Origin of the sequence: Chryseobacterium sp. c4a (assembly GCF_009900745.1) — a bacterium.
In the GTDB taxonomy this organism is placed as follows: Bacteria; Bacteroidota; Bacteroidia; order Flavobacteriales; family Weeksellaceae; genus Chryseobacterium.
In genome coordinates this window covers 18,761-37,626 of record NZ_WXVU01000024.1, presented here as the reverse complement: position 1 = coordinate 37,626, position 18,866 = coordinate 18,761, and the positions used below count along the sequence as shown (strand labels likewise).

Below are 18,866 nucleotides of genomic sequence, written 5' to 3'. Positions count from 1 at the left end.
CAAAAAAATTGAATATATATAACTACCAATCAATCAAAAAGAATAATTATGGAAACGAATGCATACAACCAGAAACTGAACCGTTATGTGTTGAACGACCGAATTGTTTATACAGGTTTTTCCAGTTTTGATGACGCTCAGCAATGCGCCAACAAAAAAGGCGGAATATTAGTGGAAGTAGGATTTAAAGATGGAAATGATAATCCCGAAATCACAGATGAAGCTGGATTGATAGAGAAAAAACTTCATTACTATGTGTATGCAGGCGATGAGTATAAATTTATCCATTCCTCTGATCCCGGATTTAGAAAATATGCAGAAGAACTGCAGAAAATTAAGGCTAAGAACGATAAAACAAGTCCGGATGAAAGATATTTTGCCAATTTTGAGATAGAAAATATAGAAGATCCAATCATTGTGATCAAAAATGATCAGTTCCAATCGGTAACATCAAGAGAACGTTCAAAGTATTTGAAACATGCCAGAGTTTATGAACTAGGGGTATCCCTGCCAAAATCTTAAAAAAATAGCATCATGAGCAAGACCAAATATTCAGACAAAGCTCAGGACAAAATAGGAAAAGTAATGCACGAGTTCAAGGAAGGGAAATTAAAATCTTCTTCCGGAAAGAAAGTGACAAGCAGAAAACAGGCGGTGGCCATTGGTATTTCTGAAGCAAGAGAAGAAGGTTTGAAAGTGCCACCCAAAAAGAAAAGCAAATAATATATAATAAAAAAATGCCTGGAAAACTTCCAGGCATTTTGTATGTTAATGCAAATTAATTATTGTTCTGATTATACAGGACTTTGTAATATTCATCCGCCATTCTATCACTATTGAATTGATCTTTTACATCGTTCATTGCATTATGTTGGATCTTTCTCCATTGATCTGGCTGATCATAATACATAGGAATGATTTCGTTTTCAAGGATCTCATATAATTTGTTTAAATCATAATTGTCCTGTTCGTAAATACTCATATTCAGGTAGTCTGCTTTGGGAACTACAAAAGAATTTTCTCCGTGCTTAGCGAATTCCGGAATCCATCCGTCGTCTGTGGATAAGTTGACTGATCCGTTCATAGCAGCCGTCATTCCTGAAGTTCCTGAAGCTTCTCTTGGAACTCTTGGATTATTGAGCCAAAGATCTGATCCTTGCTTTAATGATTTGCTTAAAGAAAGTTCGTATCCGGTGAGAACAGCCATGTTTTTATGATTTTTGCTCTCTTCAACCAATGTGTTAAACGTTGAAATAGCCGAATAATCCATAGGGTAAGGTTTTCCTGCCCAGATAATCTGTACCGGATATTTTGGATTGTTCAGAAGTCTGTAAAATCTGTCCTTATCATGTAAAAGTAACTCAGCTCGTTTATAGCCTGCGAATCTTCTCGCCCATACAATGGTAAAAACATTCGGATTAAAAAGATTTCCGGTTTGGTCTGCTACAATACTGAATAGTTCTTTCTTCAGGTGCTTTTTACGATAATCAAAAACGGTTTCATCATTTTCATCTTTGGCGTTGTAAAGCGGTTTGTCTGCCCAATACTTAAAGTCTTGAGCATTGGTAATAGAAGTAATTTCACAAATTCCCGGATACTTATTCCACATCGTACGGGAAACAACTCCATGAAGCTGAGAAACCCCATTAGCGATTCTTGCCATTTTCAGAGCACAAAGGGAATGGTTGAAACGGTCATCGTCTGTTCCTTCAATAGCCTTTACTTCTTCCATACTATAGCTGGAGAAATAAGACATATCATAACACAGTCTGAAATTATGTTTTTCATTTCCGGCTTCTTCAGGAGTATGTGTAGTGAAAACCAGTTTTTCTTTAACCTTATTAAGGTCACCATTGTATTTTCTTAATAAATAAAATGCTGCAGGAAGTCCATGAGCTTCATTTAGATGGTAAACATCCCTTTCGATGTTCATTTCATCTAATAATTTGGCACCTCCTTTTCCTAATAAGATGTATTGAGCCAGTTTAGTAGATTCATTGGCATCATATAGTTTGTGACAGATTGTTTTTGAAACATGATCGTTTTCAGGAACATCTGTAGACAGGAAAAACATAGGTGCTGTATTGAAAATCTCAGGATCAAGGTACCATACCTTTACCCAAACAGGAGCACTGTGAATTTCAATTTGAAACCTTATTCCCGTATCTTCAAGGAAACTGTACATTTTTCTTGTCCATACAGGCTGCAAAGTCTGATCGTGATTTCTTGCCTGGTCATAATATCCGAATTTCCAAAGAATACCAATTCCAATAAGATCCTGCTTTAGATTATAAGCACTTCTCATGTGAGATCCTGCTAAAAAACCAAGACCTCCGGAGTATATTTTCAGTACCTGCTCAAGGGCAAACTCCATTGAGAAATACGCGGTTTTTTTTGAATATTGGGGATTGATGTTGTAGGGTATTTTAAAATTCCTAAAATCCATAGAATGCTGTTTGTGTTTGAAAAGACAAAGGTATTAATAATGAAAATAAACTTTACATTAATTAATCGATAAATTAATTTTAAAAGTAAGCATTGAATAGTTTTTTTACTTATCTTTAAGAGTGTAAATTTTTGATTATCAAAAACTTTTAATGATGAAAGCCAATGGCTACATGTGTCTAATTAAATAAAAAAATCACACATGAAAAAGACGTTTTCTGATGAAGATTTGATTAAGAATCTGAGTTTGTATTATCTGAATCGGCATTTGAAAAAAAAGCCCATAGAAAAGTATCACCGTACCATAGATGAATCTCCGCTTCACGACCGTGAAAAATACCGAAAGAAGTCCGAGATCCTTCTACTCAATTCTTTTATGCATCATTTTCCCGATGTGAAATTTGAAAACCTTACCTGCGAAAGTCCCGACTTTATCGCAAAACTGAACGACAAAAAAATCGGAATAGAATTGACCGAGGTGATCAATCATCTTGAAATGAAAAAAGTAGAAAGTACATTGAATAAAATGTTCCGTCAAGCAGAAATATTATTAGAACAAGAAGACACTACGAAATATCGTGGTGTTTATTTTTTAGAATTTCACCCTAATATAAAGTTTGATAACCTGGAAGAACAGGAGGAAAATATTATTAATATTTATAAAAGCATTAAGAAGAATAAAGGAATAGGCTGCGTGAAAAGCTTGAGGAAATCTTTTCACCGAAGAAATGTTTTTATTACTCATGAATATAGTATGAATCTTTTTGATGAGCTGTGCTCTGATAAAATTCTTGAGCTCATCGAAAAGAAAAATGAAAAATTCCCTTATTATGATAGTTCTGTAGACGAATGCTGGCTGGTGATTGTTTCTGATATGAATTCTATCGCATCACGATATACATTTATTCAGGATAAAGAACACTTGAAAGAAGTAAAAAGTCCTTTCCATAAAATTTTTCATCTTGAAAATCTTTGTGGAAATATTACAAGTATTAAATAATAGATTTTTATATTGATTTTTTAATCTATTACGTCATTTGTTTTAGATATCGTAAAAATTATTTGATTTTGTTTATTTGTAATTAAATAATAGGTATATTTGATTGGGTTTGAGTATTTGTCTGACTCAAAATGACTTAACCATAAAAACAAATATATCTATGAGAAAAATTTTACTATTTACTTTTTTATACATTTCCCATTTTTTATACTCTCAGGCAGATTGTGCAACGGCATTGGCTGTTTGCGGAAATTCAGATATTACTTACAGCCCTACAGGATATGGTAATGTCAAAGAAATGGTAAATTCCGGAAACTGTATAGATGATTCAGGAGAACATAATTCGATTTGGTATAAGATTACCATAGCCACAGGAGGTACTCTTACATTTAATCTTGTTCCTACTAATCCCGATGCTGATTATGACTGGGCTATATTTGGCCCTAACGTGAATTGCGGAAGCCTGGGCTCTGCTATACGTTGTAATGCTGCAACGGTTGTTGGAGTTGGAGCTGCTACCGGATTAAATATGACGAGTACCATTACCAATGCAATAGGAGGGTCATCAACTCCTTATTGTCGGTATTTGGATGTTTTGCCAGGGCAAACCTATTACCTGTTTATTGATAACTGGGTGAGTAGTACAAGTAGTACAACTGCTCCTTTTTCATTAACATGGGGTGGAACTGCAACCTTAGCATCACCATTTACAGATCCGGCTATTCAGCCTAATCCTTTCATTCCGCCAGGGGTTCAGGCGGCTAACCCTGCTGATCCAAGAGAAGTTATTATTTGTGGAAGTCCTGTTGTTTTTAACTTTACAACATTATCAGCAGGAATTGTTAATGGAAATCCTGGTTTTAGTGTAAGTTATCATACCAATGCCAATGATGCATTAACGGTAAATAATCCTATCACGACTCCTTTATCAGTAAATACTACAACCGTTTATTATTATAGTATAAGTTATACAGACCCTACCAATCCAAACAGCCCACTCAATAAATGTAAACAAACGGGAAAATTTAAATTTAGAAATGGTGCCATTACTGTAAAAGATGTAACATTAACAGAGTGTAACAATAATAATGCAGGAGTAGCCCTTTTTGATCTGACAACAGCTGATATCATAGCAGCTACTAATGTTTCGAAAAAATACTATAGCAGTATGTTCGATCTTAATGCAGGAATTAATGAAATCACCAACCCGAATGCATTTACCTCTGCGGAAGGAAGTGTGTATGTAAAAGTGATTTCTGAATACGGTTGTATGGGAATTGCAAAGATTACCTTAAAATTTCATCCGGTAGTTATTGCCAAAGATACTCCGCTTACCGAATGTTTCATAGAATCTAATCCAAGTACAGGATCTTTTAACCTTGCAAACGCTCCGGTAACCACTCCAGACAATACTAAAAAATATTATCCGTCTGAAACTGATGCAATTCATCTGACTAATGAAATCCTGAATCCGATGACTTATATTGCACCTAATGGAGTGGTGTATGTAAGGGTTACCAATGCCAGAGGCTGCTATGCTGTGGTAAAAGTAACTTTAATAGTGACTCCTCCAACGTATTCTGATGTACTTAAAGATAAAACCATTTGTGTAGAAAACAAAACTACTTTAGACGCAGGGCCGGGATTCAAAAGTTATCAATGGAGTACAGGAGCAACTACCCGAACTGTAAATGTTGGAGTGGGGGAATATTGGGTGAAGCTTAAAACCGGAGATTGTTTTACCAAACAAACGGTAAAAGTAATACCAGCTGAACAGCCTGTTATTTCTGATATTGAGATTACCAATACTACTGTAGCTGTATCCGTAATAGGAGGTAACCCGTCTTATCAATACTCATTGGATAAGCTGGTATGGCAAGACTCTAATACCTTTACCAATCTTTCAAGAGGAGTATACAAGATATTTGTAAAAGATACTTATAATTGTGACCCAATAGTTGTGGAAGTTGTAGTTCCCAATTTGATCAATGTAATCACACCAAATGCTGATGGAGTGAATGATGTGATTGATTATTCAGCATTAGCCGGTAAGAAAAATCTCGTTATTAATATTTTTGACCGATACGGAACCAAAATTCATCAGGCTGATCAACTCAATGGATATAAATGGGATGGAACAATAGCAGGAAGAAAAGTACCTAGCGGAACCTATTGGTATTCTGTCTTGTGGAATGAGAATGACAAAAAAAATACCCCTGTTAAGTTTACAGGTTGGGTCCTGGTTAAAAATCGGGAATAATCTTAGTATTATAAATAAAATAGATAGATAAAACCACTTCGGATGAGGTGGTTTTTCCTTTTGATTTTTTTACATTAGTCATTAAAATAGAAAGAATGAAAGAACTGTTTGTAAAGCGCTTTGAGTACTATAAATCTCTTGGGGATAAATCATTTAAACAGTTATCTGATGAGCAGATTTTCTGGCAGTATAATGAAGAAAGTAATTCTATTGCAGTTATTGTGCATCATCTTGCAGGAAATATGTTGTCAAGATGGACTAATTTTCTTACCGAAGATGGTGAAAAATCCTGGCGACACCGAGATGAAGAATTTGTAAATACTTTTAAAACCAAAGAGGAAGTTCTTGAATTTTGGGAAAAAGGCTGGAAATGTTTTTTTGAAGCCTTAGATCAGGTGAATGAAGAAAATCTTTATTCTACAATCTATATCAGAGGAGAAGGACATACTGTAATGGATGCTATTTTCAGGCAACTGGCCCATTATCCATATCATATCGGACAGATTGTGTATATCGCTAAAATGATCAAAAATCAAGATTGGAACACCCTTTCTATTGCCAGAAACAAATCTCAGGAATTTAATACTGAAATGAAAAACAAGTTTTCAGGAGCAGATCAAGATGCTAATTCATCACCTGTATGCTTTCAAAACAGCCCTGAAGTAAGAGACGAATATAAACAATAGACTGAATCAATCTTGGATTATTATTAAAATTACTATCTTTGCACCCATAAAAATCAGAAGTAACACATGTCTACTTTTCAAAGAACTGCCGCGTATCATACACTTGGCTGCAAATTAAATTTTGCAGAAACATCTACTATTGCCCGTCAATTAACAGATGCAGGTTATGATAAGGTGAGCTTTGATGAGAAGGCTAATGTGTATGTAATCAACACCTGTTCAGTTACTGAAAATGCAGATCGTGAATGTAAACTTCACGTAAAGAGAGCAATGAAAGCTAATCCTGATGGATTGGTAGTTATTGTTGGCTGTTATGCACAATTGAAGCCTGAAGAAATTTCCCAGATTGAAGGAGTAGATCTTGTTTTAGGAGCTAAAGAAAAATTTAATATTCTAAGCTACCTCGATGATTTAGAGAAATCAGACAATGAAGGAATCGTTCATTCATGTGAGATTGAAGAAACCGATTTCTTTATCGGAAGTTATTCAATTGGTGACAGAACAAGAGCATTCCTGAAAGTTCAGGATGGATGTGATTACAAATGTACTTACTGTACTATTCCATTGGCAAGAGGAATCTCTCGTTCGGACACTATCGAAAATGTTCTTAGAAATGCTACTGAAATTGCAGGAAAAGACATTAAAGAAATTGTTCTTACCGGAGTAAATATCGGGGATTATGGTAAAGGTGAATTTGGAAACAAAAGACATGAACATACTTTCCTGGATCTTATTTCAGAATTGGATAAAGTAGAAGGAATTGAAAGAATTCGTATTTCTTCTATTGAACCTAACCTGTTAAAGGATGAAAGTATAGAATTGGTTTCTAAAAGCAGAAGCTTTGTTCCGCATTTCCATATTCCGTTACAATCAGGAAGTGATGATTTGTTGAAAAAAATGAAGCGTCGTTATCTGACCAAATTATACAACGACAGAGTCAACAAAATCCGTGAGGTAATGCCTGACGCTGCTATTGGTGTAGATGTAATTGTAGGATTCCCGGGTGAAACAGAGGAGTTATTTATGGAAACCTATAATTTCCTTAACGAACTTCCCATTACTTATCTTCACGTATTTACTTATTCTGAAAGAGAAAATACAGAAGCTGCAGGAATGGACGGAGTAGTTCCGGTAGCGGAAAGAAAAAAACGTAATAAAATGCTTAGAATCCTTTCTGAAAAGAAAAAGATGGCATTTTATCAGACTCAACTTGGAAAAACGCTTCCTGTACTTTGGGAGCATGAAAATAAAGACGGGAAAATGTTTGGCTTCACAGAAAACTATGTGAGAGTCCAGAAAGACTTTGATCCTGCATCAGTAAATCAAATCGAATTTCTAAATTTAGAAAAAATCCTGTCAGATGGCACGGTCTCAGTGCAATCTTCCTACCAAAATTTTTTAGCAAAAGCATAGGCTCTTTGCAAAATTTCCACTAAATTTATTTTTAAACTTTTAAATACTACATTCATGAGAGATAAGTTTTTATCTTGGGGAATTGTATTAGTAGCTGCTACCTGGATTGTAGCACTTCTGATCAGAGCGCACTATTGGATACCAACATTGTTATCCGCTATTTATGCATTGGGTGTTTACAATGCTTATCAATCAAAACATGCTATTCTGAGGAACTTTCCGGTATTAGGATACTTCAGGTACTTTTTTGAGAGTATTTCACCCGAAATGCAGCAGTATTTCATCGAAAGGGAAACCGACGGGAAACCTTTCCCAAGAAATCAGCGTTCTGCAGTATACAGACGTGCCAAAAATCTTAGTGATACTGTAGCTTTTGGAACACAACTGGAAGTTAATCACAGAAAATATGAAGGAATTAAACATTCTATTTATGCAAAATCTCCATCAGAAGAACTTCCAAGAGTTTGGGTAGGAGGGGAGCAGTGTACACAACCATACCATGCTTCCTTGTTTAATATTTCAGCAATGAGTTTTGGAGCATTAAGTGACAGAGCACAGATTTCACTGAACAGAGGTGCGAAAAAAGGAAATTTCTTCCATAATACAGGAGAAGGAGGTATTTCTCCTCACCACTTAGAAGGAGGAGACTTATGTTGGCAGATTGGTACCGGATATTTTGGATGCCGAGATGAAGAAGGGAAATTTAACCCGGAATTATTCACAAAATATGCAACACTCCCTAATGTGAAAATGGTTGAGATCAAACTATCTCAGGGTGCAAAACCAGGACACGGAGGAGTACTTCCGGGAGTGAAAAATACACCGGAAATTGCTGCAATCCGTCACGTAAAACCAGGAATGACCATTATTTCTCCACCATCACACACCGCTTTTTCCAATGCTGCCGGATTGTTGAGGTTTGTACAGGAATTAAGAGAGCTTTCAGGTGGAAAACCAGTAGGGTTTAAACTGTGTATTGGGGATACTAAAGAATTTGAAGATATTTGCGTACAAATGAATGTACTGAAAATCTATCCTGACTTTATCACTATTGATGGGGCAGAAGGAGGAACAGGTGCTGCACCACCGGAATTCTCAGATGGAGTAGGGATGCCTTTAGAACCGGCTTTGATATTTGTTAATAGAACCCTTAATAATTATAACCTAAGAAACAAATTAAGAGTTATTGCCAGTGGTAAAGTACTTACCAGTTTAGATATTTTAAGAGCTGTAGCAATGGGAGCAGATATGTGTAACAATGCAAGAGGATTTATGTTCTCTCTTGGTTGTATTCAGGCTCTAAGATGTAATTCAAATAACTGCCCTACCGGAGTCGCTACACAAGACAAAATGCTTATTAAAGGGCTTGATGTAACGGATAAGGCAGAAAGAGTATATCATTTCCACAAAAATACCCTTCATACTTGTAATGAACTGATTGCAGCAGCAGGAAGAACTTCTTATGAAGAAGTAGATGCTACAATGTTCATGAGAGGAGATGAATTTGACCATCTTGCAGACCTTTACTTCCCGGATATTTTAGGAAATGTAAAGCAAAAAGCAAGATCATAAGCTGCTTTTAAAGCTATTATTATAAAAAAATCAGATTAGAACACCTTTCTAATCTGATTTTTTTATAGTTGATATTTATTCCTGAAATAATACGATGATCTGATTTTTGAATACTTTTGAAAAGGACAATATGAAAACTGTGATCGTAAGAGAATAGTTAGACTATAAATAAAAAAAACCGCCTGTTGTAGGCGGTGTATATTTAATCTTCACTAGGAATTAATCTGTCTCGGCTATCGTATATCTGGAAATTGATAACAAATGTTTTGTTTCTGTAATCTCCTCCTAAATAAGGATAGAAAGGATTTCTTGCAAATGCTGCTCTCGATGGAACAATAATAACTCCTTGTAGGTTATAAGGATCCTCACTTTGCATATTGCTAAAAGCAGTGAATTTTTGTAATGCTTCTCTGAAACCTGCAATTTCATAATAGCTTCTATCTTTACCAGATTTTGCTCTTACACTTGCCTTTGAATAATAATACATAGGATCAACTGATGGAAGTGTACTTCCATCTATAGTATTTAAAAATGGAGTGATGGAAACAAATTGTGAAACTCCATTGTTATCCCTTGCTTCAAAAGCATTAATTTTACCCATTATTTTGATAACACTATTGTCATTTATTGGTTTTCCTTTACCAGGAGCAGGCTGCGCTCCATCTCTCATGATGTAGATTGTTCCGGATGGAAGTGTTTGAGGTTTTAATTGTGATAATTTCTTTTGGTGGTCATCAGCAGTATCTGTTGCACTAAAAGTTTTTATATTTCCTTGTGCATCAAGATAATTTTCGTCCATAAACTTTTTAATGGCCTGATCATCATAGTTGTTCTGCACATTGACATCCGACGGCTCCCTGTACACTACATAATCATCATCTTTTTTACAAGCAGTAAAACTCAAAGATCCTGCAAGGATATATAAAAATATTTTTTTCATTTCAAAAAACTTTAATTACTTTACAAATAATATAACGGCAAAAGTATAAAAAAATATGAGAATAGATAAATTTTTGTGGAGCATTCGTTTTTATAAGACGAGAAGTATTGCAGCTGAGGAGATTAAAAAGAATAGAGTTTCTATTGGAACGTCTGCCGTAAAGTCATCTAAGGAGGTAAAAGAAGGGGATATCATTAAGGTTCGTAAGAATCAAATTGATTATAAAATAAAAGTACTTCAGATTCCTAAAAGCAGAATTGGAGCAAAATTGGTTCCGCTTCATATACAGGATGTCACAGATAAGGAGCAGTATGAGCTTCTAAAACTTCGTAAAATGTCTCAGGACTATTATAGAAATAAAGGAGAAGGTAGACCTACGAAGAAAGACAGAAGGGATATGGATGATTATGTAGGTAACGATATTGATGCTGACTTTACAGACTGGGATGATTTCTTTGGAGAAACTGATAATGAATCCGAAGAAGACAATTAAAATAAAAAAGCTCTAGAGATAGAGCTTTTCTATTATTTCCTGAACAATATCCTCAGGTTCTCTGGCATCAGTACCTACGGTGAATTGAGCTTTACTATAAAACTGGTTTCTTTCAAATAGATGCTTGGCAATGAATTCAGGAAGATCCTCATCGGAGATATTAGCAATTAAAGGTCTTTTCTCCTTTTGTTTAGAAAGTCTCTCCACCAATGTTCCCACGGAAGTTCTTAAAAAGACACTTCTGGAGTTATGATTAATGATCTCCATATTATTATAGTAAACAGGAGTACCGCCTCCAAGGCTTAATACAACGTTTTCCTCAGAAGCTAATATTTCTTCAAGAGCCTCTCTTTCCAGTTTTCTAAAATAAATTTCTCCATTTTTTTCAAAAATTTCAGGAATGGTTAATTTATTTTTCCTGGTGATCTCTTTATCGAGATCAATGAGTTTAAAATCTATTTTATCGCTTAATATTTTGGAAATGTGGGATTTGCCACTGCCCATGTATCCAATTAGTGAAATTATCATGAATTTTTTTTAAACAAATTTGCGAAAAAGTTTTGAGATAAAGAAAAAAGTTATATCTTTGCACCACTTAAAACAAGGGACATTACTTAAATGAAAACTTGTTATAATAAGTGGCCGACTCGGTAGCTCAGCTGGTAGAGCAATACACTTTTAATGTATGGGTCCTGGGTTCGAATCCCAGCCGGGTCACTAGCAATAAAAATTACGAAACTTGTAATTTTATTGCCTGCGTGGTGAAATTGGTAGACACGCCATCTTGAGGGGGTGGTTTCCTAAGGATGTGCTGGTTCGAGTCCAGTCGCAGGCACTGCAAAGAAAATTTTATAATTAGGAATATTTATTTATATTTATTCCTAATTGTGGCCGACTCGGTAGCTCAGCTGGTAGAGCAATACACTTTTAATGTATGGGTCCTGGGTTCGAATCCCAGCCGGGTCACAAGTTTACTGAAAAGTAAATTTTTTTCATATTAATATTTTGTGATTTGGTGTTTCAAAGGCTTCCTTCCGGAGGCCTTTGATTTTTTATATATCTATAACGATGTTTAGTATTAGAAACTGATCAATTAAAAACCCCAACCATAAATGATCAGGGTATATTTCTAAGATATAATATTTATTAAAAGTAAATGCTAATCCAGGTGCATATTGTCAATTAATCTGACTCCATCTACAACCACTACGATAAAAGCTCTGAAATTTCGGTCTTTATAGAAGAAATCTGTTTCCTGTAAAGTGTTTTCATCTGCAATCAGAAAATACTCTAACTGCATCCCTTGTTGGTTGTCGAAAATGTCAGTTACTCTCTCTTTAATTTCAGGAATACTCACAGTTCTGAACCAGTCATTTACTTTATTCAATGTTTCATAAATAACTTTCGATGCATCTTTTCGGTCTTCATGCAGTCTTTGGTTTCTTGAACTTAATGCCAATCCGTTATCTGCTCTGTAAATAGGAACTCCTTTTATTTTAACAGGAAGATGTTTTTTATCAACCATTTTTCTGATAATTGCCAATTGCTGGAAATCTTTTTCTCCAAAATAAGCATTGTCCGGCTGTACCTGTCTGAATAGCTCTTCTACCACAGTTCCTACACCATCAAAATGGCCGGGTCTAGACTTTCCTTCCATTTCATTTTCCAATCCGTCAAAATCATAGTGTTGGCTTTCTGCTTTTTCAGGATAAATATCAGAAACCTCGGGAATATAAACAGCATCTACAAGTCCGGATTTTTCCAGAATGAGAATATCTCTGTTAACATCTCTAGGGTATTTTTCAAGATCTTCAGGGTTGTTAAATTGGGTTGGATTTACAAAAATTGAAGAAATAACAAGGTCATTCTCCTTTTTTGCTTCTTCGTACAGGGAAAGATGTCCTTTATGCAGAGCTCCCATTGTAGGGGCAAAGCCAATTCTTTTTCCCATTTCTTTCTGTCTTTCAATGAAATCCTGAAGAGTTTTCCTGTTTTTTATAACTTCCATAGTTTATTTTAATACTTATTCAAAAATACTAAAAATATCATATAATAAAATGTGTTTTTACCAATTTGGGAATGGGAATTTTCGTAAAAAAATGTTAATTAAAATAATGTTGGATGTTTTTTTGTAATTTTGCACATTAAAGCATTTTTACAAAAATTAGATAGAAAGTTTATGCCGAATCAAAAAATACTGTACATTACTACAGAGATGTATCCATACCAAGAAGATACAAATATGGCCGCTGTGGTAAACAAAATGGCACTTAAGATGCACAATGAAGGCAATGATGTAAGAGTTTTTATGCCAAGATTTGGACAAATCAGTGAGAGAAAATTCCAACTTCATGAGGTGATCCGTCTTTCAGGGATGAATATTATTATCAATGACCTGGATCAGCCACTTATCATTAAAGTAGCGTCTCTTCCGGGGGAAAGACTTCAGGTTTACTTTATTGACAATGAAGAATATTTCAAAAGAAAACAATACTATTTCGATGATGAAGGAAACCCTTTCGACGATAACGACGAAAGAGCTATTTTCTTTGCAAGAGGAGTAATTGAAACCATCAAGAAACTGAACTGGGTTCCGGATGTTATTCATTTGAATGGATGGATGTCTTCTTTTGTTCCAATTTATCTGAAGACTTATTATGAATCAGATACTTACTTCAAGGATGCGAAAATTGTTCTTTCTCTATACAATGAGAAAGAAGCTGAACTTGATAAAAAGATCGATGAAAAACTGAAGTTTGATAATATTTCAGGATTAAAAGCGTTAGATAACCCAACGATCAAAAGTTTCGTTATCGAAAGTATGAACTATGTAGATACTGTTGTAAAAGGAGATGAATTCCTGGATGAAGACCTGGATAAGGCTTTCAATGAAACAGCGACTCAAAAGTCGGAGTATCTTGATGTAGATTCTATAAATCAACTTTATTAAAAAACACATTTTTAATGACTCATACTCTTAAAAGGACATTCGCCATGCTTTTATTGGCGGTTTTCGGAAGTGCAATTCTTTATAACTGTGAACCGGATCCGGATTCCCTTGGTCAGCAACTCTTTGATAAAGATGCAGCAGTAGGTACAGAAACCCTATATGATGTTGTAGCTTATAATATCAGTAATAATGATTCTATCAGAAGTGATGCTTCAAGATTGGTAAGTGAAGTTACTGATGCAGGATCTACTCTTGCCGCTGTTTTGGGAGCCTTTAATGAAGGACAATTTGGAATGCAGAGAGCTTCTTATATTACACAATTGAGAATGCCAGTGGATAATTTCGATTTTAGCGGTCCAAAACCACAGGTGGATTCAGTAGTCTTAGTTTTAAGAACACCTGCAAATACTGCAAATAATACTTATTATATTGCAGATTCATTAAAAGCACCAGGTGCTTACGATAATAATGATTTTATGATAGATGGGGAGAAAGTACCTGTTTCCATAGAGAAAAAATCATACCCGATTCGTAAGTATGGTAAAGCGGTTAAATCAATGAAAATTAATGTTCAAGAAGTTACCACATTTTTGGATATCAATAACATCGATGTTTTCACACGTTCCAATGTAAATGTAAATACAGGTGCATTGCTAGGGTCTGCTAATTTTGATGGAAATGTAAGCACAGTAACAGTGACCAAAAAATCTGATAATTCAAATGTATTCTCAGGGAATCTAGGATTCAGAATACCATTAGATAAAGATTTTTTCCAGACTCGTATTGTGGATAAAAAAGGAAAACCAGAACTTCAGGATGCTGCTAACTTTACAAGATATTTTAAAGGAATCAGACTTTCAGTTGAAAATACAGACGGTTATCTTTTCCCGATTTCAGCGAATGATATGGAACTTATCATGTATTACAAATATGATTTAACAGATAATGGTAAAGTGACAAGACCACAGACTACTGTTAAATTTAATTTGGGAAGTTTAAATGCTCATATCGGACAATATGAATACGATAGAAGTAATTCTGCTGTTTCTTCAGCGTTAGCAAGTATCAATAAAACTGATGGTGATAAGTTGCTTTATCTTCAAGGAATGGGTGGCCCTTCTGTAGGAATTAAAATTTCTGATAATACCATTAAAGAATTGAAAGAACGATTCGCTAATAATAAAGCTGGTATTGTAGGAGCTACAATCAGAGTGTATATGGATAAAGATAAAACATGGACTAAACCTCATGCTGTAGATGCTGACCGCAAGTTTATACTTACTCCATTCACCTATAAAGCAGATAATACAATCGATTACTCAAAATGGAGTTTCTCTGCAGATACCAATAAAGGATTCCCAATATATTACCACGTAACTTCATCTGATTACTATGATTTTGTAGTCACTCAGACACTTAAGGATATTGTTGAAGGGAAAACTGTTGCAGGTCAAACTGAAAAAACATTTGCTTCAAATGATCCACTGTTAATTAACGCAGGATCATTCCTAAGAGATTCTAAAGGATCTGCTTATGGGCCAAGATTTACAACCAGAGCTATTGATATGAACAGAATAGTTATGATTGGATCCGATAAAAGTGATAAGAGAATTCAGCTGAGAGTTACTTACTCAACAGCAAATAATAAATAAAACACAATAAACACAAGATAAAATAAATATGTGCGGAATAGTAGGATATACAGGTTTTCAGGATGCTTATGAGATCGTAATCAACGGTCTTAGAAGACTGGAATACAGAGGGTATGATAGTGCCGGGATTGTTTTAGAAGGTTCAAACAATAAGCTTGAAGTTGAAAAAACAAAAGGTAAAGTAGAGGATTTGGTGAATATTTCGAAGCAATTAAAAGGAACTGCCAATATTGGTATGGGACATACTCGTTGGGCTACCCATGGGGTTCCAAGTGACAGAAATTCGCACCCACATTTGTCAAATAATGGAAAAATAGCACTTGTACATAATGGAATCATTGAAAATTATGATACTATTAAAACAATGCTTACTGAAAAAGGATTTACTTTCCAATCAGAAACAGATACTGAAGTATTGGTAAATCTTATTCAATATTTTATGGATCTTAATCCGGAGATTGATTTCCCTACAGCAGTGAGATATGCCTTGAATGAAGTATATGGAGCGTACGCTATTACAGTGCTTCATGAGGATCATCCTGGAGTATTGGTAGTGGGAAGATTAGGTTCTCCATTGGCAATTGGGATTGGTGAAAAAGAATATTTTATCGCATCTGATGCCTCTCCATTTGTAGAATTTACAAAAGAAGCTATTTATCTTGAAGAAGGACATATGGCTACCATCTCTTTAGAGACTGGTGTAGATATCAGAACAATTAATGATAACTCTAAAATTGAGCCTGAAATTCAAGAACTGAAATTAAGCTTAGAACAGATTGAAAAAGGTGGATATGAGCACTTCATGCTGAAAGAAATCTTTGAACAGCCTAAATCTATTCATGATACGATGAGAGGGAGACTTCTTGTAGATGAAGGAGTGATCAAAATGGCAGGAATCTGGGATCATGTAGAAAAATTCAAAAATGCAAATAGAATTATCATTATAGCTTGTGGTACTTCATGGCATGCAGGTCTTATCGGAGAATACCTTATTGAAGAATATGCAAGAATTCCGGTAGAGGTAGAATATGCATCAGAATTTAGATACAGAAACCCTATTATTACAGATAAAGATGTTGTAATTGCTATTTCTCAATCAGGAGAAACAGCGGATACAATGGCTGCTTTAAAATTAGCAAAAGAAAAAGGAGCATTTATATATGGTATCTGTAATGTAGTAGATTCATCTATTGCTAGAATTACAGATGCAGGTTCATACACCCATGCAGGGCCTGAAATTGGAGTAGCTTCTACAAAAGCATTTACAGCACAGCTTACTATTCTTACCTTAATTGCATTTAAATTAGGAAAACATAACGGAAACTTAGGGAACGCTGAATTTATGAGCTTAATATCTGAGCTTGATGCTATTCCTAAGAAGATTGAAGAAGTACTAAATGCTACTCACGAGCTGACTCAAAATATTGCAAAAGATTTTGTGAAAGCTACTAATTTCCTTTATTTGGGAAGAGGATACAACTATCCTGCTGCCCTTGAAGGAGCATTGAAATTAAAAGAAATTTCTTATATCCATGCAGAAGGGTATCCGGCTGCAGAAATGAAACATGGGCCTATCGCTTTGATTGATGAGAATATGCCAATTGTTATTATAGCACCTAAAAAAGGACACTATGATAAGATTGTAAGTAATGTTCAGGAAATCAAAGCCAGAAAAGGGAAAGTTATAGCTGTTGTTAACAAAGGCGACCACCAGGTTAGCGAAATGGCAGACTATGTGATTGAAATCCCTGAGACCTCAGAATGTTTCTCTCCAATCGTAGCGTCAGTGCCGTTACAGTTGCTTGCTTATTACATTGCAGTATACAGAGGAGCGAACGTAGATCAGCCAAGAAATTTGGCAAAATCTGTAACTGTGGAATAAAAATTAGTTGTAAATAAAATAAATTTAGATTTCTTTCGTTATTTCAAAATAAATCTTAAAAGTTTCTTAAAAAAATTATATATTTACGGCTTAATTATAAAAATTAACATGAAAAGGATATTTCTTTTATTATTGTCTGCGTCGGTAGCATCGGTATCTTGTTCAGGTGGTGGCAGCTCTTCTGTAGGGAAGCCAGGAACAAAAGGAGAATTGATACCAAGAGAAAAAACTAAATCATTTGTTGCGGAAAGACCATACGGAATGGTTGCAATTCCTGCAGGTTCATTTGTTGCTGGTTTAGCAGACCAGGATCCAACAAACACACCTGAAAAAGCATCATTGAAGACAGTTACTGTTTCTTCTTTCTTCATGGATGAAGCAGAAACTACCAACTCAGAATACAGGGTATTTATCAACTATGTAAGAGATTCTATCGCAAGAACTCTACTCGCTGAAGCTGCCGGAGAAGGTGGTGATGAAGGTGGTCGTAGAGGGGCAAGCATAGGAGATTATGCATACCTTGCTAAAAAAGAAGAAAATTTAACACCTTATCAGGAATATATGGAAGGTCAGGGTGGCCGTGAAGACGGAACCTATGACGCAAGCAAAAGATTAGACTGGAAAATTCCTTTACACTGGAGTACTTCAAAATACCCGGATGTAGAATACGCAGAAGTTCTGGAATCTATGTATCTGCCTGCTTCTTCAAGAATTGGAAACGAAAGAATTTTAGATGTAAGTAAACTGAAATATACTTACCGTTGGGGAGATATGGATGCAGCACTTGCAGATAACGAAAGAGGAGCCAATTACCTGAAAAGCCAAAGTATCGCGATTTATCCCGATACTACGGTTTGGGTAAAAGATTTCCATTTTGCTTACAATGAGCCATTATTTGAACAATATTTTTGGCACAAAGCTTACAAAAACTATCCAGTAGTGGGGGTTACCTGGGATCAGGCAAGAGCTTATTGTAACTTTAGATCTAAATTGAAAACTGACTATAACGAAAGTTTAAAAAGAAAAAAACAAAGACCATTGCAGTTCCGTCTTCCAACAGAGATCGAATGGGAATATGCTGCAAGAGGAGGTATGCAAAATGCCACTTACCCTTGGGGTGGACCATATTTAATGGACGACAGAGGTTGCTACTTAGCCAACTTCAAACCTAAGAGAGGTAATTATATGGAAGACGAGAAAAAAGGTACTTATACATATACAGCTCCAGTTAAGAAATTTAAGAAAAATGGATTTGGGTTATTTGATATGGCTGGAAACGTTTCTGAGTGGACAGAATCTGCTTATAACAACTCATCTTATGGGTTCTCTTCTACATTAAATCCTTCTACTAAAGATAAAAAGGATACTAAAAGATCTGTAAGAGGTGGATCTTGGAAAGATATAGGATATGCACTAATGACGGGGGCAAGAGATTGGGAAAGAAAAGATTCAGCAAGAAGCTATATCGGATTTAGAACTGTACAGGATATTCCTGAAGCAGCTGTTAAGCCAAGAAGAGTTAACAGATAATCATCAAAACAATTATTTTTCAATACAATTTTATTTAACATTA

General features: G+C 35.2%; 16 protein-coding genes and 3 tRNA genes. 15 read left to right on the top strand and 4 right to left on the bottom strand.

Translation table 11 applies throughout. From position 1 onward, the window contains the following. The first annotated feature begins 48 nt into the window (after window positions 1-48). Window positions 49-522: a hypothetical protein gene (locus GTR01_RS22875; protein WP_160140034.1), complete on the top strand. Its 474-nt coding sequence runs from the start codon at window positions 49-51 to the stop codon at window positions 520-522. Between the two features lie 12 nt (window positions 523-534). Next, window positions 535-723, top strand: coding sequence for a DUF6496 domain-containing protein (locus tag GTR01_RS22870; protein ID WP_160140033.1), 189 nt, complete (start codon window positions 535-537; stop codon window positions 721-723). A gap of 55 nt (window positions 724-778) precedes the next feature. Here GTR01_RS22870 and glgP read toward each other — a convergent pair whose 3' ends face one another. Further along, window positions 779-2,446: an alpha-glucan family phosphorylase gene (glgP, locus tag GTR01_RS22865; RefSeq protein WP_160140032.1), complete on the bottom strand. Its 1,668-nt coding sequence runs from the start codon at window positions 2,444-2,446 to the stop codon at window positions 779-781. 201 nt (window positions 2,447-2,647) lie between these two features. Here glgP and GTR01_RS22860 point away from each other — a divergent pair, with 201 nt between their 5' ends. From GTR01_RS22860 to GTR01_RS22840, 5 genes are all read left to right on the top strand, one after another. Continuing rightward, window positions 2,648-3,445 carry a hypothetical protein gene (locus GTR01_RS22860; RefSeq protein ID WP_160140031.1) on the top strand — a complete coding sequence of 266 codons (798 nt, stop codon included), beginning with the start codon at window positions 2,648-2,650 and terminating at the stop codon, window positions 3,443-3,445. Between the two features lie 160 nt (window positions 3,446-3,605). Beyond that, window positions 3,606-5,705, top strand: coding sequence for a T9SS type B sorting domain-containing protein (locus tag GTR01_RS22855; protein WP_160140030.1), 2,100 nt, complete (start codon window positions 3,606-3,608; stop codon window positions 5,703-5,705). Window positions 5,706-5,800: 95 nt separating this feature from the next. Further along, entirely contained in the window at window positions 5,801-6,391 is a 591-nt protein-coding gene (locus GTR01_RS22850) for a DUF1572 family protein (RefSeq protein ID WP_160140029.1), read from the top strand. Window positions 6,392-6,457: 66 nt separating this feature from the next. Beyond that, a complete protein-coding gene (mtaB, locus tag GTR01_RS22845; protein ID WP_160140028.1) occupies window positions 6,458-7,804 on the top strand; it encodes a tRNA (N(6)-L-threonylcarbamoyladenosine(37)-C(2))-methylthiotransferase MtaB in 1,347 nt (448 codons plus the stop codon). A 54-nt stretch (window positions 7,805-7,858) separates the two neighbouring features. Then, on the top strand, window positions 7,859-9,376 hold the full coding sequence (locus GTR01_RS22840) for an FMN-binding glutamate synthase family protein (RefSeq protein WP_160140027.1): 1,518 nt from the start codon (window positions 7,859-7,861) through the stop codon (window positions 9,374-9,376). Window positions 9,377-9,578: 202 nt separating this feature from the next. On the opposite strand, the gene GTR01_RS22835 is transcribed toward GTR01_RS22840, so the two are convergent. Then, window positions 9,579-10,316 (bottom strand): hypothetical protein, encoded by a 738-nt coding sequence (locus tag GTR01_RS22835; RefSeq protein ID WP_160140026.1) that lies wholly within the window; start codon window positions 10,314-10,316, stop codon window positions 9,579-9,581. Window positions 10,317-10,371: 55 nt separating this feature from the next. Here GTR01_RS22835 and GTR01_RS22830 point away from each other — a divergent pair, with 55 nt between their 5' ends. After that, complete coding sequence (locus GTR01_RS22830; RefSeq protein WP_160140025.1) at window positions 10,372-10,809, top strand: RNA-binding S4 domain-containing protein; 438 nt, start codon at window positions 10,372-10,374, stop codon at window positions 10,807-10,809. 12 nt (window positions 10,810-10,821) lie between these two features. Here the strand turns inward: GTR01_RS22830 and GTR01_RS22825 are convergent, their stop codons facing one another. Further along, window positions 10,822-11,337: a shikimate kinase gene (locus GTR01_RS22825; RefSeq protein WP_160140024.1), complete on the bottom strand. Its 516-nt coding sequence runs from the start codon at window positions 11,335-11,337 to the stop codon at window positions 10,822-10,824. A 116-nt stretch (window positions 11,338-11,453) separates the two neighbouring features. Between GTR01_RS22825 and GTR01_RS22820 the strand changes: the two genes are divergently transcribed. From GTR01_RS22820 to GTR01_RS22810, 3 genes are all read left to right on the top strand, one after another. After that, window positions 11,454-11,526 (top strand) — tRNA-Lys (locus GTR01_RS22820). A gap of 35 nt (window positions 11,527-11,561) precedes the next feature. Continuing rightward, a tRNA-Leu gene (locus GTR01_RS22815) sits at window positions 11,562-11,644 on the top strand. A 58-nt stretch (window positions 11,645-11,702) separates the two neighbouring features. Further along, window positions 11,703-11,775, top strand: a tRNA-Lys gene (locus GTR01_RS22810). A 193-nt stretch (window positions 11,776-11,968) separates the two neighbouring features. On the opposite strand, the gene panC is transcribed toward GTR01_RS22810, so the two are convergent. Continuing rightward, the gene (gene panC / locus GTR01_RS22805; RefSeq protein WP_160140023.1) at window positions 11,969-12,817 is read right to left on the bottom strand and encodes a pantoate--beta-alanine ligase; all 849 of its coding nucleotides are present in this window, start codon (window positions 12,815-12,817) and stop codon (window positions 11,969-11,971) included. Between the two features lie 171 nt (window positions 12,818-12,988). Here panC and GTR01_RS22800 point away from each other — a divergent pair, with 171 nt between their 5' ends. From GTR01_RS22800 to gldK, 4 genes are all read left to right on the top strand, one after another. Further along, a complete protein-coding gene (locus tag GTR01_RS22800) occupies window positions 12,989-13,759 on the top strand; it encodes a glycogen/starch synthase (RefSeq protein ID WP_068939743.1) in 771 nt (256 codons plus the stop codon). 14 nt (window positions 13,760-13,773) lie between these two features. Further along, window positions 13,774-15,411 (top strand): DUF4270 family protein, encoded by a 1,638-nt coding sequence (locus tag GTR01_RS22795; protein WP_160140022.1) that lies wholly within the window; start codon window positions 13,774-13,776, stop codon window positions 15,409-15,411. A 28-nt stretch (window positions 15,412-15,439) separates the two neighbouring features. Beyond that, window positions 15,440-17,293 carry a glutamine--fructose-6-phosphate transaminase (isomerizing) gene (gene glmS / locus GTR01_RS22790; RefSeq protein ID WP_160140021.1) on the top strand — a complete coding sequence of 618 codons (1,854 nt, stop codon included), beginning with the start codon at window positions 15,440-15,442 and terminating at the stop codon, window positions 17,291-17,293. A 108-nt stretch (window positions 17,294-17,401) separates the two neighbouring features. Beyond that, entirely contained in the window at window positions 17,402-18,823 is a 1,422-nt protein-coding gene (gene gldK / locus GTR01_RS22785; RefSeq protein WP_160140020.1) for a gliding motility lipoprotein GldK, read from the top strand. Window positions 18,824-18,866 lie beyond the last annotated feature (43 nt).

What these genes read in the sequence shown, in the direction of transcription:
- GTR01_RS22875 (WP_160140034.1), top strand. Translation starts at nt 49, where the DNA reads ATGGAAACGAATGCATACAACCAGAAACTGAACCGTTATGTGTTGAAC.
- GTR01_RS22870 (WP_160140033.1), top strand. Translation starts at nt 535, where the DNA reads ATGAGCAAGACCAAATATTCAGACAAAGCTCAGGACAAAATAGGAAAA.
- glgP (WP_160140032.1), bottom strand. Translation starts at nt 2,446, where the DNA reads ATGGATTTTAGGAATTTTAAAATACCCTACAACATCAATCCCCAATAT.
- GTR01_RS22860 (WP_160140031.1), top strand. Translation starts at nt 2,648, where the DNA reads ATGAAAAAGACGTTTTCTGATGAAGATTTGATTAAGAATCTGAGTTTG.
- GTR01_RS22855 (WP_160140030.1), top strand. Translation starts at nt 3,606, where the DNA reads ATGAGAAAAATTTTACTATTTACTTTTTTATACATTTCCCATTTTTTA.
- GTR01_RS22850 (WP_160140029.1), top strand. Translation starts at nt 5,801, where the DNA reads ATGAAAGAACTGTTTGTAAAGCGCTTTGAGTACTATAAATCTCTTGGG.
- mtaB (WP_160140028.1), top strand. Translation starts at nt 6,458, where the DNA reads ATGTCTACTTTTCAAAGAACTGCCGCGTATCATACACTTGGCTGCAAA.
- GTR01_RS22840 (WP_160140027.1), top strand. Translation starts at nt 7,859, where the DNA reads ATGAGAGATAAGTTTTTATCTTGGGGAATTGTATTAGTAGCTGCTACC.
- GTR01_RS22835 (WP_160140026.1), bottom strand. Translation starts at nt 10,316, where the DNA reads ATGAAAAAAATATTTTTATATATCCTTGCAGGATCTTTGAGTTTTACT.
- GTR01_RS22830 (WP_160140025.1), top strand. Translation starts at nt 10,372, where the DNA reads ATGAGAATAGATAAATTTTTGTGGAGCATTCGTTTTTATAAGACGAGA.
- GTR01_RS22825 (WP_160140024.1), bottom strand. Translation starts at nt 11,337, where the DNA reads ATGATAATTTCACTAATTGGATACATGGGCAGTGGCAAATCCCACATT.
- panC (WP_160140023.1), bottom strand. Translation starts at nt 12,817, where the DNA reads ATGGAAGTTATAAAAAACAGGAAAACTCTTCAGGATTTCATTGAAAGA.
- GTR01_RS22800 (WP_068939743.1), top strand. Translation starts at nt 12,989, where the DNA reads ATGCCGAATCAAAAAATACTGTACATTACTACAGAGATGTATCCATAC.
- GTR01_RS22795 (WP_160140022.1), top strand. Translation starts at nt 13,774, where the DNA reads ATGACTCATACTCTTAAAAGGACATTCGCCATGCTTTTATTGGCGGTT.
- glmS (WP_160140021.1), top strand. Translation starts at nt 15,440, where the DNA reads ATGTGCGGAATAGTAGGATATACAGGTTTTCAGGATGCTTATGAGATC.
- gldK (WP_160140020.1), top strand. Translation starts at nt 17,402, where the DNA reads ATGAAAAGGATATTTCTTTTATTATTGTCTGCGTCGGTAGCATCGGTA.